Below are 14,527 nucleotides of genomic sequence, written 5' to 3'. Positions count from 1 at the left end.
TCAAGAGCAACGGCTTTAAAGCCTCTTTATTATGCAGGCATGACATTAGCACGACTATCGCGAGATATCAGGAGGGGCGCCTGATCACCTTGAACGCGAAAAACTGCGTCTTTTGCGTCGGATTGAAATTATTGTCGGCCACCAGGATCAATAGATCGGTGCCGTCTTTCGCCTTGCCGAAAGTAATGCCTTCAATATTGTCGGGGGCGAGGCCGAGGGCACGCAGATCCATGATCTGCGTTTTGCGCGCCGGCACGATGCGTTGATCGGTCTTCGCAAGCGACGGAATATTGGCGACGTCGGTGGCGCCATCAAGATCGAACATATTGATGGCGACCGAATTGCCGATGCCTTGCGCAAAGCCGCGCTCGATCGACAGGAGATGACGATCATCGAGCGCCATGATCTCGGACAGACCGAAATCATTCCATCCGCCGGCGATGGAGGGCGCCTGCGGGATGGGCGAGACCGGATAGACATATTGCGCCTTTTGCGCGCCGGTCGCCGCGTCGTAACGGATAAGACGTGCAAGCGCGCCGTTGGTCAATGTCGTGATCGGACCGTCCTGATAGAGCGCTGACTCGGTACCGACCAAAACGTCGCCGCCGGCAAGAAACGCCAGGCCTTCGAATGCAAGATTGTCACGGATGCCTGTGCTCTTGTCCGCGGTCGGGGCAAAACCATCGGGCAACGAGAACTCGCGAAGGAAGCTGCCGTCGCGACTGGCGACGCGCACGAAGGGCGGCAGCAGCGCCTTGCCGTCACCTTCGCTGGTCCAGTAGATACCGTCCTTGCCCAGGCGAATGGACTCGCCATCGACCTTCTTGACCGCGAAAGGCTGCCCGTCCTTGTCCTTCAGAGTGACGTGACCGACAACGGCAACGCCCTTCAGACCGCTGACGTCAACATCGATATCCAGATCATAGAACCGCGCCGGCGCCTTTTCGGAGCGGTCGTCGCTAATGGCGATATAGCGGCCGGTCGAGGGGTCGAAATCGATGCCAGAGAGGCCGCCAACCTCCACCCCATTTTCCATGAAGCCTGTCGGAATTTCGTAATTGCCGAGATAGGAGAGACTGATACCGGCCTTGCAGTCGCCGAAAGGGCAGGGCACGTCGATCGTCGTTCCGATATCCAACGCGTAGGCGGCGTGGCTTAAGAGGAGAGCAGCGGCAGTCGTCAGAAATGGCTTCAACATGGCGAAATCGTCAACCCGAATGGTAAAATGGCGGCTCCTGAGGCAATGCCGCCATCTACACATTCATCCATGACGCCTTCGTAACGGATATCCGACAATCCGATAAAATATCGCGAGTCGCGTGGACTGCGGCAATTAACGGTTGGCCTATCGTCAGATGTCGAGGTCTTCGGCGAAGGCCGCCCGCTCCTGAATGAAGCGGAAGCGAGCCTCGGCCTTGGTGCCCATCAGATTGTCGACGGCATCGCGGGTTCCCTCGAAATCGACCTCGTCGATCTCGACGCGCAGCAGCGTGCGCTTGGACGGATCCATCGTCGTTTCCTTGAGCTGGGCTGGAAGCATTTCGCCCAGACCTTTGAAGCGGCTGATCTCGACCTTGCCTTTGCCCTTGAATTCCGTCGACATCAGCTCCTGCCTATGGGCGTCGTCGCGGGCATAGATGGATTTCGAGCCCTGCGTGATCTTGTAGAGCGGCGGGACGGCCAGGAACAGATGACCCTGGCGGATCAGCTCCGGCATCTCCTGATAGAAGAAGGTGATGAGCAGCGAGGCGATGTGGGCGCCATCGACGTCGGCATCGGTCATCACGACGATGCGCTGATAGCGAAGGTCTTCCTCGCGATATTTCGTGCGGGTGCCGCAGCCGAGCGCCTGGACCAGGTCGGTGATCTGTTGATTGGCCGACAGCTTCTCGCGACCGGCACTGGCGACGTTCAGGATCTTGCCGCGCAAGGGCAGGATGGCCTGGTTGGTACGGTTTCGCGCCTGCTTGGCCGAGCCGCCTGCCGAATCGCCCTCGACCAGGAAGAGTTCGGCACCTTCGGACGTGTTCTGAGAGCAATCCGCCAGCTTGCCTGGCAGGCGCAGCTTGCGCACGGCGGTCTTGCGGTTGACTTCCTTTTCCTTGCGGCGGCGCATGCGCTCTTCCGAGCGCTCGATCACCCATTCCAGCAGCTTTTCGGCTTCGGCCGGATTATCGGTAAGATAGTGGTCGAAGGGATCGCGCAGCGCGTTTTCGACGAGGCGCTGGGCTTCGACCGTCGCCAGCTTGTCCTTCGTCTGGCCGACGAATTCCGGTTCGCGGATGAAGATCGACAGCATTCCGACGCCTGATATCATCACGTCGTCGGTGGAAATATTGGCCGCACGCTTGTTCTGGGTGAGGTCGGCGTAGTTTTTCAGACCCTTGGTCAGCGCAATGCGGAAACCGGCTTCATGCGTGCCGCCTTCGGGCGTCGGGATGGTATTGCAGTAGGAGTGGATCTGCGGATCGCCGCCATACCAGGTGATCGCCCATTCGAGCGAGCCGTGGCCGCTTTCTTTTTCCGACTTGCCGGCAAAGATCTCGCGGGTGACGGTGAATTCATTGCCCATCGTCGCCTTAAGGTAATCCTTCAAGCCGCCGGGGAAGTGGAAGACAGCCTTCTCCGGGACATCAGTGCCTTCGGGCGCCAGCTCCGGATCGCAGCCCCAGCGGATCTCGACGCCGCCGAACAGATAGGCCTTGGAACGGGCCATCCGGAAAACGCGGGCCGGATCGAAACGCGCGTGATCGCCGAAGATCTGCGGATCGGGATGAAAACGGACGCGCGTGCCGCGCCGGTTATGCACATCGCCCAGCTCTTCGATGCCACCGACCGGCAGGCCGCGCGAGAAGCGCTGGCGATAGAGCTTGCGGTTACGGGCGACCTCGACTTCCAGATCATCCGACAGCGCATTGACGACGGACACACCGACGCCGTGCAGACCGCCTGACGTCTCGTAGGCCTTGCCGTCGAACTTACCGCCGGCATGAAGCTTGGTCATGATGACTTCGAGCGTCGACTTGCCGGGTACCTGCGGATGATTTTCCACAGGGATGCCGCGGCCGTTATCCGTGACGGTCAGATAGCCCTCTCGGTCGAGGTAGACCTCGATGAAATTGGCATGGCCGGCCACCGCCTCGTCCATGGAGTTATCGATGACTTCGGCGAAGAGGTGATGCAGAGCCTTTTCGTCGGTGCCGCCGATATACATGCCGGGACGCATGCGGACGGGCTCGAGCCCCTCAAGAACACGGATGGAGCTTGCGCCGTATTCCTCCGACGACGACGTCATCGGAGCCGCGCGCTGTGCGGGCGCGGGGGCTGCCTTTTCCGGCTTTGCGGCCGGCTTTTCCGCTGCTTCTGGTTTCGGCGGGCGGGGGAGGCCGGAGAAGAGATCGTTGCTGTTATCCATAGAACTTCGAGCTGCTAGATTTGTCCTGGAGGGGCCAAACCCCTTTATTATCGCATTTGTCGCCGCTATTCGCGAATCATCGTGATTCTGCCAGAAACGGCGCACAAGAGCGATGGCGCCCCGTTACGGGGCAGATTCATGAAAGAGATTTGCGTTGCCGGGTGAAGAATGGCAAGCCCGATGGCCGATCGGAGGAAGTATCCGCATGCCAATGTCCACAGCTCATTTGCCCATCCTGTCCGCAATTTCAGGCTTTTTGCTTCTGGCGACAGGGCAGGCCGCCTCCGCAGATATGTTGAAGCCGTTCAAGGACGAGCTGTTTTCCAACCAGACCGTCATCGAAAGCCACGACAACGGCGCGTTCCAGACGATCGACTACCAGGAAATGCGTGACATTAACGGCCGCGACCAGATTCCGGAAAAGCGCGTCAAGCCGGCCTATGTCGATACCGGTCTGCGCTGGAAGGCGCAGGAAGATGAAACCCTGCAGCTCGGCGACCGTAAAGTGGATGTCACCCGCATAGGCCCGGCGTCGAAGCAAGCCTTTACCGTCATCTTCATCCATGGCCGCGGGGGCGACCGCAGACTTGGCTCCAACGACTATACGTTCGGCGGCAATTTCAACCGGCTGAAGAACCTCGCCTACCGCAACGGCGGCACCTACTACGCGCCGAGCGTCAAAGGCTTCGACAGCAACGGCGTTGCCGATATCGCGGCGCTGATCCGCTATTCCTACGAGCAGTCGGGCGGCAAGCCCGTAATCCTCACTTGCGCCTCCATGGGCAGCTTCATCTGCTGGGGCATTACCCGCGATGCCGAGAGCGTCAAGCGCCTGAAAGGCATGGCGATCCTGAGCGGCGTCACCGATCCGGATTTCACCAAGAGCGCCTTCTACAAGGCAAAGCTGCCGCTCTGGTTCACGCATGGCAGCAAGGATCCGGTCTATGCGGCTGCGGACCAGCAAGCTCTGTTTGAGAAACTCTACAAGGCGCACTATCCGACACGCTTCACGCTTTTCGAAACCGGAAATCACGGAACGCCGGTGCGCATGACCGATTGGCGCAAGGTGCTCAATTGGATCGTCGATCCGCAGGCGTCATGAAACATTCTCGCAATCCGACTTAATTTTCCGGATAAGCATTTTTCAAACGATTTGAGCCGGTTTCGGCCGCATTCGATAACTTTCCTTTCCCTTTCCTTTTTGTTAGTCCGAAGATGGATCAAGGGGGAGAATATCGGAATGACGAAGACCATACGGCCGCTTCTGGCCGGAAACTGGAAGATGAACGGCACGCGCGTGAGCCTGGATCAGATCAAGGCGATCGCGGACGGCGTCAAGGCGCCGCTGTCGGAGAAGATCGACACACTGCTCTGCCCCCCAGCCACCTTGCTCTATGTCGCGACGGCACTTTGCGACGACAGTCCGCTGGCCATCGGCGCACAGGATTGTCATCAGCAGGTCAGTGGCGCGCATACCGGCGATATTTCGGCCGAGATGATCGCCGATTGCTTTGGTACCCACGTCATCGTCGGCCATTCGGAGCGCCGGAGGAATCACGCGGAAAGTGACATGCTGGTGCGCGCCAAGGCGCAGGCGGCTCATGATGCCGGCCTCATCGCCGTTATCTGCATCGGTGAAACGGCTTACGAGCGCAACAGCGGCCAGACGCTCGAAGTATTGAAGCGGGAGCTTGTGGGCTCCATTCCGGATGGCTCCACGGCGCAGACAACTGTGATTGCCTATGAGCCGGTATGGGCGATCGGCACCGGCGTGGTCCCGACCCAGGAGAACGTGGAGGAAGCACATGCCTTCATCCGCGCCGAGCTCATCCAACGCTTCGGTAAAGAGGGAGCGAACATGCGAATCCTCTATGGCGGATCGGTCAGCGGCGCCAATGCACGCGACATTTTGGATGTTCCGCATGTCAACGGTGTGCTTGTCGGCGGCCAGAGCTTGAAAGCGGTCGACTTCCTTGCCATTTATGCCGCATTCGAACGGCAGTTCGCCTGAAGCAACAACTTGCCCGGAGTTCCGGCCTTAAAAGGGCTTGGAATAGGCGAGAGCCTCATGTAAAGAGCCGCGAGCTTTTATTTTTGATGCCCGCACCGGGCAGGACTGGATCTATGCAAACCGTACTGCTTGTCATCTATCTCATGGTTGTCGTCGCCCTTATCGGCGTGGTGCTGATTCAGCGCTCCGAAGGTGGCGGTCTCGGCATCGGCGGCGGATCGGGCTTCATGTCTGCGCGCGGTACGGCCAATGCGCTGACGCGTACCACGGCTATCCTCGCCACGCTGTTCTTCGCACTTGCGCTCGGCATGAACGTGCTGTCCCGCTTCGAAGCTCGCCCGACCGATATTCTCAATCGTATCCCGAGCACGGCAGGTCAGGGCAACGGCATCCTCGATTCGCTTGGCGGCCAGAAGGGTGCTGCTCCGGCCACGTCCCAGCCGAAGCCGGCCGACAATAGCGGCGTTCCGAACAGCGGCGCTGTCGCTCCGCAGTCGCAGGCAACGCCGCCTGCCGCAACGAATCAGGCAGCTCCTGCAACCATCAATCAGCCGGCTGCCGCAGCACCTGCCCAGCAGGCTCCGGCCGCGACCGGTCAGCAGACCGCGCCGGCAACGACTCCTGCGCCAGCCGACAACGGCGGCGTTCCGACCGGTAAGTAATCCCGGTCGCCGAAGATCATCCCCGGCAGGTCCTCGGATCTGCCGGTTTTGTTTTGTCCATATTCCGCGTTCTGTAGCCAAAATTCCGGAAACGAATTTTAGGGCTAGCGGAATCATTTGTGAAAAGGTATCCGGTGACTCCCATGGCGCGATATGTATTCATCACTGGCGGCGTGGTTTCTTCCCTCGGAAAAGGAATTGCGGCCGCGGCTCTCGGAGCGTTGTTGCAGGCTCGTGGTTATCGAGTCCGCCTGCGCAAACTCGACCCCTATCTGAACGTGGACCCGGGCACGATGAGCCCGACCCAGCATGGCGAGGTCTTCGTTACCGACGACGGTGCGGAAACCGACCTCGATCTCGGCCACTACGAGCGCTTCACCGGCCGCTCGGCCACGAAGACCGATAACATCACCACCGGTCGCATCTACAAGAACATCATCGACAAGGAACGCCGCGGCGACTATCTGGGCGCGACCGTCCAGGTCATTCCGCACGTCACCAACGAGATCAAGGATTTCGTGACGGAAGGCAATGAGGACTATGATTTCGTCATCTGCGAGATCGGCGGCACCGTCGGCGACATCGAAGCCATGCCTTTCATGGAAGCGATCCGCCAGCTCGGCAACGACCTGCCGCGCGGCACCTCGGTCTACGTTCATCTGACGCTGATGCCCTACATTCCGGCTGCCGGCGAGCTGAAGACCAAGCCGACGCAGCATTCCGTCAAGGAACTGCAGGCGCTCGGCATTCATCCCGACATCCTGCTCGTGCGTGCCGACCGCGAAATTCCCGAAGCTGAACGCCGCAAGCTTTCGTTGTTCTGCAACGTGCGGGAATCTGCCGTCATTCAGGCGCTTGATGTCGCGAACATCTATGACGTGCCGATGGCCTACCACAAGGAAGGCCTGGACAATGAAGTGCTGGCCGCTTTCGGCATCGAGCCGGCTCCAAAGCCGCGTCTCGAGCAGTGGGAAGAGGTTTGCAACCGTATCCGTACGCCGGAAGGCGAGGTGACCATTGCCATCGTCGGCAAATATACCGGCCTCAAGGATGCCTATAAGTCGCTGATCGAGGCGCTGCATCACGGTGGCATCGCCAACCGGGTCAAGGTTAAGCTTGAATGGATCGAGTCCGAGGTCTTCGAAAAGGAAGATCCGGCGCCTTATCTCGAAAAGGTGCACGGCATCCTCGTGCCCGGCGGCTTCGGCGAGCGCGGTTCGGAAGGCAAGATCCTGGCAGCCCGTTTTGCCCGCGAACGCAAGGTGCCGTATTTCGGCATCTGCTTCGGCATGCAGATGGCCGTCATCGAAGCGGCTCGCAATCTGGCTGGTGTCGAACACGCTTCGTCGACCGAATTTGGCCCCACCAAGGAGCCGGTCGTTGGCCTGATGACCGAATGGCTGAAGGGCAACGAGCTGCAGAAGCGCACGGCATCCGGCGATCTCGGCGGCACCATGCGTCTCGGCGCCTACAAGGCAACTCTGAAGAAGGGCACGAAGATCTCGGAGATCTACGGCTCGAGCGATATTTCGGAACGCCATCGCCACCGCTATGAAGTCAACATCGACTACAAGGCCAAGCTGGAAGATTGCGGCTTGACCTTCTCTGGCATGTCACCGGATGGCGTCCTGCCGGAGACGATCGAATATGCTGACCATCCGTGGTTCATCGGCGTGCAGTACCATCCGGAACTGAAGTCTCGGCCGCTGGAACCGCATCCGCTGTTCTCGAGCTTCATCGAAGCTGCGACGGAACAGAGCCGTCTGGTATAGAGCGTTTCACCGAAACGCTCTGCGTCTTTGCTTTTACGCAGTTCCGGACGGAAAACCGCTATGCGCTTTTCCTGGAATTGTTTTGAGGACTGCAAATCGCTTGCGGTAGTCGCTCGGGCTGACCGCAAGCCTCTCCCGAAAATGATGGCGCATGGTGGCGAGCGATCCAAACCCGCTGGCCACCGCCACATCGTCAAGCGAAATGGCAGCCTGCTTCTCCAGCAAGTCGCGAGCGCGTCGCAGCCGCTCGCTCAACAGCCATTCGCCCGGCGCCATGCCGGTAGTCGCCTCGAAGCGACGCTGGAAGGTCCGCATGCTCATGCCGGTACGCGCTGCCAGTGCGGCAATGGGCTGCTCTTCCTGCAAATGCTCGCGCATCCATTCGAGTAACGGACCCAAGCGGGCACCCTCGCGCTGTCTCAGAACCGGAGTCTCGATATATTGCGCCTGACCGCCTTCGCGATGGGGTGGCACCACCAGACGGCGCGCGACGCTGTTTGCGACGTCAGGTCCGAAATCCCGGCGAACGACATGCAGGCAGAGATCGATGGCAGCGGCACTGCCGGCGGCGGTCAGCACATTGTCCTCATCGACATAAAGAACATCCGCATCCACGGTGATATCCGGGTAGCGCGCCGCGATGGAATCGACATAGCGCCAATGCGTCGTTGCCTTGCGGCCAGCGAGCAGTCCGGCTGCGGCAAGAACCGCCACGCCGGAGCAAAGTGACATGATGCGAACGCCATGGCGGCTGGCCGCCTGCAGTTCAGCGATCAACGGAGCAGGGACCGGTGTCCCGATGCCACGCCAGCCGGGCACAATGATCAGATCTGCACCTGAAATGACTTCCAGCCCGTGGTCGACCTGCACCGTCAGCCCGCCGGCGGCACGAAGCGGGCCCTCCTCGATCGCACAGGCGGAGAAGCGATACCAGCCATCGCCCATTTCCGGGCGCGGCAGGCCGAAGATCTCATAGGCGACGCCGAATTCGAAGGTGCACAGCCCGTCATAGACGAGGGCGACGACATGCGGGCCGAGAAGATTGAGCTTATCAGAGTTTGGCATGATGTTAACGCTATATGGCATTTCGGCCAGTTTCAACTCTGGCATCGCTCAGGCATGAATGCATCGAACCCAAGAAGGAGCGCTCATGTCCCTAGTCAGTGAAATACCCGCCGCAGACCCAAGTCTCGTCGCCGAGCATTATGCCAAGAGGCTCGGTTTCGAGACCGATTGCTCCGACGTCTACCAGTCGATGAGATCAGGCAATGTGGATTTCGTCCTGCTTGACGTTCGCGGGCCGACCATGTTCCAGGAGCAGCATATTCCCGGTGCTATCAACCTGCCACATGGCAAGATGACTGTGCGAAAGATGGCGGAATGGCCTGATGATACTCTGTTCGTTGTCTATTGCGCCGGACCGCATTGCAACGGCACCGACAAGGCGGCCTTGCGGCTGGGCACGCTCGGCAAGCGCGTGAAGGTCATGATCGGCGGCATGACCGGTTGGGCGGATGAGGGTTACCTCTTCGAAATTGGCTAGCAGGCAAAGAGGGCAGATCTGGCACATGCAGGATCTGCCCAATTTTACGACACTGCGAAAAACTTCGGCATCTACGTCATTTGACTGTCGCGCCACCTCCGTTTCCGTGACACTGTGCGAGTAAGCATAATGGGAACAAAAGTATGATCCTCAATCCATTTGACGATCGGGCGGAAAGGTCGAAAGCGAAGATCGCCGTTACCTTCGCACTGCTGGTCGCTTTCAATATTGCCGCCTGGATTTGGGCCTGGATCGCCTTCGCCGACAGGCCGTCGCTACTGGGCATTGCGCTACTTGCCTATATGTTCGGGCTTCGCCATGCCTTCGATGCCGACCATATCGCCGCCATCGACAATGTCGTGCGCAAGCTGATTCAGGAAAAGAAGCAGCCCTATGCCGTCGGCTTTTTCTTCTCGCTCGGCCATTCCTCGATTGTCGTCATCGCCTCTGTCCTGATTGCCGCAACGGCCGCCGCCATGCAGAGCCAGCTCGATGCCTTCCACGATGTTGGCGGTGTCATCGGTACAACGGTTTCGGCTGCCTTTCTGCTGCTGATCGGTATCGCCAATCTCTTCGTCCTGAAGGGGGTGTGGTCTGCCTTCAGAAGGGCGCAGAGGGGCGAAAGGATCGCAGAAGATGACCTCGACATGCTGCTTGCCGGAGGCGGTTTTCTCGCACGCATCTTCCGGCCCATGTTCAGGGTCGTTACCCGCTCCTGGCACATGTATCCGATCGGCTTCCTTTTCGGCCTCGGCTTCGATACCGCAACGGAAATCGGGCTTCTCGGCATTTCCGCCGCTCAAGCCGCGCAGGGCATGTCCTTCTGGACCATCCTCGTCTTCCCAGCGCTGTTCACCGCCGGCATGTCGCTGATGGATACACTCGACAGCACGCTGATGACGGGAGCCTACGGCTGGGCCTTCGTCAAGCCCGTGCGTAAGCTCTGGTACAATCTGACGATCACTGCGGCGTCCGTCGTCGTCGCCGTCTTCATCGGCGGCATCGAGGCCCTGGGTTTGATCGCCGACAAGCTTGGTCTCGAAGGGAGCTTCTGGAACTTCATTGGCGAACTCAATGACAATCTTGCCAATTTCGGCTTCGCCGTCGTCGGTATTTTCCTGCTGAGCTGGTTGATTTCGACAGTGCTTTACAAAGCAAAGGGATATGACCGCCTGCAGATCAATCATTCCTGACGTCAATTGCGCCACATAGGGATGATCGAGAGCACGAGAAGGCAGGCGAGCACGATATTGAGGACGCGCCATTGCCATGGCGCGTTCAGCATTCGGGCAAACAGCTGACCGAGAGCGCACCACAATGTCAGCGAGAACGCCGCCATCACACAGAAGGTCAGGCCGAGCAGCAGCGCGAGCGTCAGCGGACTGTCTGCGAGTGCGGCGAAGGAGGCTGCGGCGCCCATCGTCATGGCCCAGCCCTTGGGATTGTGCCAGAGCATCCAGACGCCGGCGAGGAAGCCTGTCGGCTTGGTCATCTGCCCGGCCTTCTGCGGTTGGCCGCTTCTGCCGATCCGAACGGCGAGCCAGATCAGATACAGGGAGCCCAGCGTCTTCATGGCGATCTGCAACATTGGCATGGCCATTAATGCGCCGCCAAGCCCAGCAGCGGCAACGCAGGCCATGGAACCCAGGCCGAAGGCAAAGCCGCCCATGACGGGTATCGAACGACGGAAGCCGAAATGCGCGCCGGACGCGGTCGCGAGTGTCGTCGCGCCGCCCGGCGTTATGGTAGAAACCAACGCGAAGAGGATCAGCGGCAGTAGAGGTTCGATCGTCATATCCAGCCTTTCTCCATATCGAGAAAAGGCATAGGCGCCGCTCGGACATCATGAAATCGAATATTGAAGGATTGAGGCATTAGCAATTATAATGCCAAAATGATCCGAAACTTCGACATTGCCCTCATCAGAACCTTCGCCGCCGTTGCCGACCATGGCAGCATGACGATATCAGCCAATATGCTGCACATGACCCAAGGCGCCGTCAGCCAGCAGATCAAGCGGCTGGAGGACATGCTCGGCTGCGCCTTGTTCGAGCGTGACAGGCGCGGATTGCGGCTGACCGAAGCCGGTGAACGACTGCGCGGCAATGCCCGCCGCCTGTTGGCATTGAATGATGAGATCTGGGACGACATGACGGAGAGCACGGTTCGCGGCAGTGTCCGGCTCGGCGTTCCCTATGATCTCGTTGGAGCGACGCTGGCGCCCGTACTCAAATCCTATTCCGAGCGCCATCCGCAGGTGGAGATTTCGCTGGTCTGCGCATCATCGCCCGAATTGCTGGAAGAACTGGGGAAGGGAACCGTCGACCTCTGCGTGGTGGAGGAACCATACGGCACGTCGCGGGGCGAATGCCTGGCTGTCGAGCGGCTCGTCTGGGTCGGCGCGAAGGCCGGCAATGCTCATCGCAAGATGCCGCTGCCGATCTCGATGGTTGCCGATACCTGTGCCTTCCGCACATCCGTCTTTGCGGCGCTTAGCAAGGATGGTCTGCGCTGGCGGACGGTCTTTGAGAACGGCAATATCGAGGCGACCACGGCGACGGTGCGTACGGATCTGGCTGTCACCGCCTGGCTTGCCTCGACCGTTCCCGCCGATCTCGATATCCTCACTGTCGAGCAGGGCCTGCCCGAACTGCCGGTCTTTGCGATCAACCTGCATTTGCCGAAGGGCAATGCGACGCCTCAAGCGCTGGAGCTGGCCCGTCACATCCGCGAGGGCATGATGCGGCCGCGCCAATCCGCGGCCGCCTAAATTCCGCCTTCTGGCAGACCCGCCTATGCCGCCTTCGGCAGCGGTCCGACATAGCGCGACTGAGGCCGGATCAAGCGCCCGTCGAGCGTCTGCTCGCGTGCGTGGGCGATCCAGCCAACCGTACGGCCGATCGCGAAGACGCCGGTAAAGGAGCTGCGCGGGAAGCCGAGAGCGTCAAGCAGCAGAGCGGTATAATATTCGACATTGACGTCGAGAGGACGATCCGGCTTGCGCTCCTTGAGCAGCGCGAGAGCTGCTGCCTCGATCGCTTCCGCCAGCGCGATGCGCCCGGCATCCGCCTGTCCGCTGGCAACGATCGGCTTCAAGGCCGTTTTCAAGGCATCGGCGCGCGGATCGCGAACGCGATAGATACGGTGGCCAAAGCCCATCAGCCGCTCCCCGTGATCGAGCGCGTTCGATAGCCAGGTACGCGCGTTCTCGGGCTTGCCGACACCGTCAAACATATCGAGGACCGGGCCTGGGGCGCCGCCATGCAGCGGGCCTTTGAGGGCGCTGATTGCCGCAAGCACCGAGGAGGTCAGGCCGGCATGCGTCGAGGCGATGACGCGGGAGGCGAACGTCGACGCATTCAAGCCGTGATCGGAAATCGTCACCAGATAGGCGTCGAGCCCTGCCGTCTGCTCCGCCGTCGGCACTCGGCCCGTCAACATGCGCAGGATGTCGGCCGATTGTGAGAGGGAGGCATCCGGCTTGATCGGCGCTTCGCCCTTCTGCAATCTCAAGACGGCCGGCAGGAAGACGGCAGGCGCCGCCATCAGGCGGATCGTCGTGGCAAAGTCTTCGCCGTCGGCAACGCGTGCCAGCAGGGCACGTACGGCATCCACCGGCGGCAGCGCAAGCACTGCGGCGTCAGCGGCCTCCACATGCGCGAAGAGGGTAACACGGGCCACGCCAAGCTGCGTTCGGATGGTGACTGCGTCGATATGTTCGTCGAACAGGCCATCGAGCAAAAGCGCAGCCACATCCTCGAAGCGGCTGGTCGCGACCAGATCATCCAGCGACACGCCGCGAATGATCAGACGGCCGGCAGCGCCATCGACGTCGGATAGCTTGGTTTCTGCGGCAATGACATCTTCAAGACCACTTTTCATCATTGTTCTCCTTTGACTATCCGATTAGATCGGGCCTATTTCTATTGACGTCAATCTTGATGCAATTGATCAACATGAGGACCGATGAGCTGGCTGACGGCGGAGCAGGCGCTGAACCTGCTGGGAACGAAATCGCAGACGCTGTACGCCAATGTCAGCCGCGGGCGCATTCGTGCGAAAGCCGATCCCGCCGATACACGACGCAGCCTCTATTTCGCCGATGACGTCAAGCGGTTGGCTACCCGCCATGCCGGACGGCGCAAGACCGAGGCGGTGGCAGCCGAGGCCATTCAATGGGGCGATCCGGTATTGCCATCAGCGCTGTCGACGGTTTCGAACGGCAGGCTTTTCTATCGCGGCAGCGACGCGGCAGTGCTTGCCGAAAGCGCGAGTCTGGAGGATGTCGCATTGCTGCTGTGGGATATGAAGCGGCCGTTGCGATTCGAGCAAAACGCGGCTCGGCAAAGACTTCCTTCCCTGAACGCCGCGTTTTCAGCATTGGCAGAGCGCATAACAGGCGACTTGCCATCACTTGGACGCTCGCTTCCGGCCTTGCAGAACGAAGCCGAAAGCGTGTTCGGCACGGTGGCAGAAGCCTTGGCACCCGGCGCATGGGATCAACCGCTGCATCGACGTCTTGCCACGGCCTGGATGCGCCCCGACGCAGCCGATGTGATCCGCCGCAGTTTCGTCTTGCTTGCCGATCACGAGCTGAACGCTTCGACCTTCACAGCGCGGATCACGGCATCCGCCGGTGCAACGTTATCTGCCGCCACTCTGTCGGGTCTTTCTACGCTGACGGGGCCACTGCATGGCGGCGCATGGCAGAGCGTGCGCACGCTGATCGCACGGGCGGCTACGATTGGGGTGGACGAGGCGGTCCGCAGCTATCTGGCGGAAGGACGGCCATTGCCGGCTTTCGGTCATCAGCTTTACCCGGATGTCGATATTCGCGGCGAGGCGCTACTTGGTTGTTTCACGTTGCCGCCACTTTTCGCCAGGGTTCGAGATGTCGGAGAACAGCTGGTCGGAGAACGCGTCAATGTTGATTTCGCTTTGACAGCGATGACCCACGCCTATCATCTCCCGGAGGATGCGCCGCTGATCATCTTCGCGCTGGCACGGACGGTCGGCTGGCTTGCACATGCCATGGAGCAATCGACGAGCGGCAGGCTCATCCGGCCGCGGGCGCGCTATGTGGGGCCGTCAGTGCCTTGATCTCATTCCACCGGGAAATAGAGC

The 14,527-nt window shown here is 60.2% G+C and carries 13 protein-coding genes; 8 read left to right on the top strand and 5 right to left on the bottom strand.

Annotation, left to right across the window (positions count from 1 at the left end; all coding sequences use genetic code 11):
• Positions 1 to 67 precede the first annotated feature (67 nt).
• Both ABOK31_RS07345 and parE read right to left on the bottom strand, forming a co-directional pair.
• Entirely contained in the window at positions 68 to 1,198 is a 1,131-nt protein-coding gene (locus ABOK31_RS07345; protein WP_349958300.1) for an esterase-like activity of phytase family protein, read from the bottom strand.
• 153 nt (positions 1,199 to 1,351) lie between these two features.
• Complete coding sequence (gene parE / locus ABOK31_RS07340) at positions 1,352 to 3,415, bottom strand: DNA topoisomerase IV subunit B (RefSeq protein ID WP_349958299.1); 2,064 nt, start codon at positions 3,413 to 3,415, stop codon at positions 1,352 to 1,354.
• A 205-nt stretch (positions 3,416 to 3,620) separates the two neighbouring features.
• Here parE and ABOK31_RS07335 point away from each other — a divergent pair, with 205 nt between their 5' ends.
• The 4 genes from ABOK31_RS07335 (at position 3,621) to ABOK31_RS07320 (ending at position 7,860) form a co-directional block, all read left to right on the top strand.
• The gene (locus tag ABOK31_RS07335) at positions 3,621 to 4,517 is read left to right on the top strand and encodes a dienelactone hydrolase family protein (RefSeq protein WP_174175188.1); all 897 of its coding nucleotides are present in this window, start codon (positions 3,621 to 3,623) and stop codon (positions 4,515 to 4,517) included.
• Positions 4,518 to 4,655: 138 nt separating this feature from the next.
• Entirely contained in the window at positions 4,656 to 5,426 is a 771-nt protein-coding gene (gene tpiA, locus ABOK31_RS07330; RefSeq protein ID WP_349958298.1) for a triose-phosphate isomerase, read from the top strand.
• A gap of 113 nt (positions 5,427 to 5,539) precedes the next feature.
• Positions 5,540 to 6,088, top strand: a complete 549-nt coding sequence (secG, locus tag ABOK31_RS07325; protein WP_349958297.1) for a preprotein translocase subunit SecG — start codon at positions 5,540 to 5,542, stop codon at positions 6,086 to 6,088.
• A gap of 134 nt (positions 6,089 to 6,222) precedes the next feature.
• Positions 6,223 to 7,860 carry a CTP synthase gene (locus tag ABOK31_RS07320; protein ID WP_349958891.1) on the top strand — a complete coding sequence of 546 codons (1,638 nt, stop codon included), beginning with the start codon at positions 6,223 to 6,225 and terminating at the stop codon, positions 7,858 to 7,860.
• A 33-nt stretch (positions 7,861 to 7,893) separates the two neighbouring features.
• On the opposite strand, the gene ftrA is transcribed toward ABOK31_RS07320, so the two are convergent.
• Entirely contained in the window at positions 7,894 to 8,946 is a 1,053-nt protein-coding gene (gene ftrA, locus ABOK31_RS07315) for a transcriptional regulator FtrA (RefSeq protein ID WP_349958296.1), read from the bottom strand.
• Positions 8,947 to 9,010: 64 nt separating this feature from the next.
• Here ftrA and ABOK31_RS07310 point away from each other — a divergent pair, with 64 nt between their 5' ends.
• Complete coding sequence (locus tag ABOK31_RS07310; protein ID WP_349958295.1) at positions 9,011 to 9,403, top strand: rhodanese-like domain-containing protein; 393 nt, start codon at positions 9,011 to 9,013, stop codon at positions 9,401 to 9,403.
• A 143-nt stretch (positions 9,404 to 9,546) separates the two neighbouring features.
• On the top strand, positions 9,547 to 10,596 hold the full coding sequence (locus ABOK31_RS07305) for a HoxN/HupN/NixA family nickel/cobalt transporter (RefSeq protein ID WP_349958294.1): 1,050 nt from the start codon (positions 9,547 to 9,549) through the stop codon (positions 10,594 to 10,596).
• 2 nt (positions 10,597 to 10,598) lie between these two features.
• Here the strand turns inward: ABOK31_RS07305 and ABOK31_RS07300 are convergent, their stop codons facing one another.
• A complete protein-coding gene (locus ABOK31_RS07300) occupies positions 10,599 to 11,198 on the bottom strand; it encodes a LysE family translocator (protein ID WP_349958293.1) in 600 nt (199 codons plus the stop codon).
• Between the two features lie 99 nt (positions 11,199 to 11,297).
• Here ABOK31_RS07300 and ABOK31_RS07295 point away from each other — a divergent pair, with 99 nt between their 5' ends.
• Positions 11,298 to 12,173: a LysR family transcriptional regulator gene (locus tag ABOK31_RS07295; protein ID WP_349958292.1), complete on the top strand. Its 876-nt coding sequence runs from the start codon at positions 11,298 to 11,300 to the stop codon at positions 12,171 to 12,173.
• A gap of 23 nt (positions 12,174 to 12,196) precedes the next feature.
• On the opposite strand, the gene ABOK31_RS07290 is transcribed toward ABOK31_RS07295, so the two are convergent.
• Positions 12,197 to 13,285 (bottom strand): citrate synthase/methylcitrate synthase, encoded by a 1,089-nt coding sequence (locus ABOK31_RS07290; protein WP_349958889.1) that lies wholly within the window; start codon positions 13,283 to 13,285, stop codon positions 12,197 to 12,199.
• An 84-nt stretch (positions 13,286 to 13,369) separates the two neighbouring features.
• On the opposite strand from ABOK31_RS07290, the gene ABOK31_RS07285 reads away from it, so the two are divergent.
• Positions 13,370 to 14,503, top strand: coding sequence for a citrate synthase (locus tag ABOK31_RS07285; RefSeq protein ID WP_349958291.1), 1,134 nt, complete (start codon positions 13,370 to 13,372; stop codon positions 14,501 to 14,503).
• The last annotated feature ends 24 nt before the right edge of the window (positions 14,504 to 14,527 follow it).

This window comes from Rhizobium sp. ZPR4 (genome assembly GCF_040215725.1).
In the GTDB taxonomy this organism is placed as follows: Bacteria; Pseudomonadota; Alphaproteobacteria; order Rhizobiales; family Rhizobiaceae; genus Rhizobium; species Rhizobium rhizogenes_D.
This window is presented reverse-complemented; position numbering and strand designations above follow the sequence as displayed.

Bases quoted from the DNA above. Each gene is read 5' to 3' on its own strand.
- ABOK31_RS07345 (WP_349958300.1), bottom strand. From the start codon at position 1,198: ATGTTGAAGCCATTTCTGACGACTGCCGCTGCTCTCCTCTTAAGCCAC.
- parE (WP_349958299.1), bottom strand. From the start codon at position 3,415: ATGGATAACAGCAACGATCTCTTCTCCGGCCTCCCCCGCCCGCCGAAA.
- ABOK31_RS07335 (WP_174175188.1), top strand. From the start codon at position 3,621: ATGCCAATGTCCACAGCTCATTTGCCCATCCTGTCCGCAATTTCAGGC.
- tpiA (WP_349958298.1), top strand. From the start codon at position 4,656: ATGACGAAGACCATACGGCCGCTTCTGGCCGGAAACTGGAAGATGAAC.
- secG (WP_349958297.1), top strand. From the start codon at position 5,540: ATGCAAACCGTACTGCTTGTCATCTATCTCATGGTTGTCGTCGCCCTT.
- ftrA (WP_349958296.1), bottom strand. From the start codon at position 8,946: ATGCCATATAGCGTTAACATCATGCCAAACTCTGATAAGCTCAATCTT.
- ABOK31_RS07310 (WP_349958295.1), top strand. From the start codon at position 9,011: ATGTCCCTAGTCAGTGAAATACCCGCCGCAGACCCAAGTCTCGTCGCC.
- ABOK31_RS07305 (WP_349958294.1), top strand. From the start codon at position 9,547: ATGATCCTCAATCCATTTGACGATCGGGCGGAAAGGTCGAAAGCGAAG.
- ABOK31_RS07300 (WP_349958293.1), bottom strand. From the start codon at position 11,198: ATGACGATCGAACCTCTACTGCCGCTGATCCTCTTCGCGTTGGTTTCT.
- ABOK31_RS07295 (WP_349958292.1), top strand. From the start codon at position 11,298: ATGATCCGAAACTTCGACATTGCCCTCATCAGAACCTTCGCCGCCGTT.
- ABOK31_RS07290 (WP_349958889.1), bottom strand. From the start codon at position 13,285: ATGAAAAGTGGTCTTGAAGATGTCATTGCCGCAGAAACCAAGCTATCC.
- ABOK31_RS07285 (WP_349958291.1), top strand. From the start codon at position 13,370: ATGAGCTGGCTGACGGCGGAGCAGGCGCTGAACCTGCTGGGAACGAAA.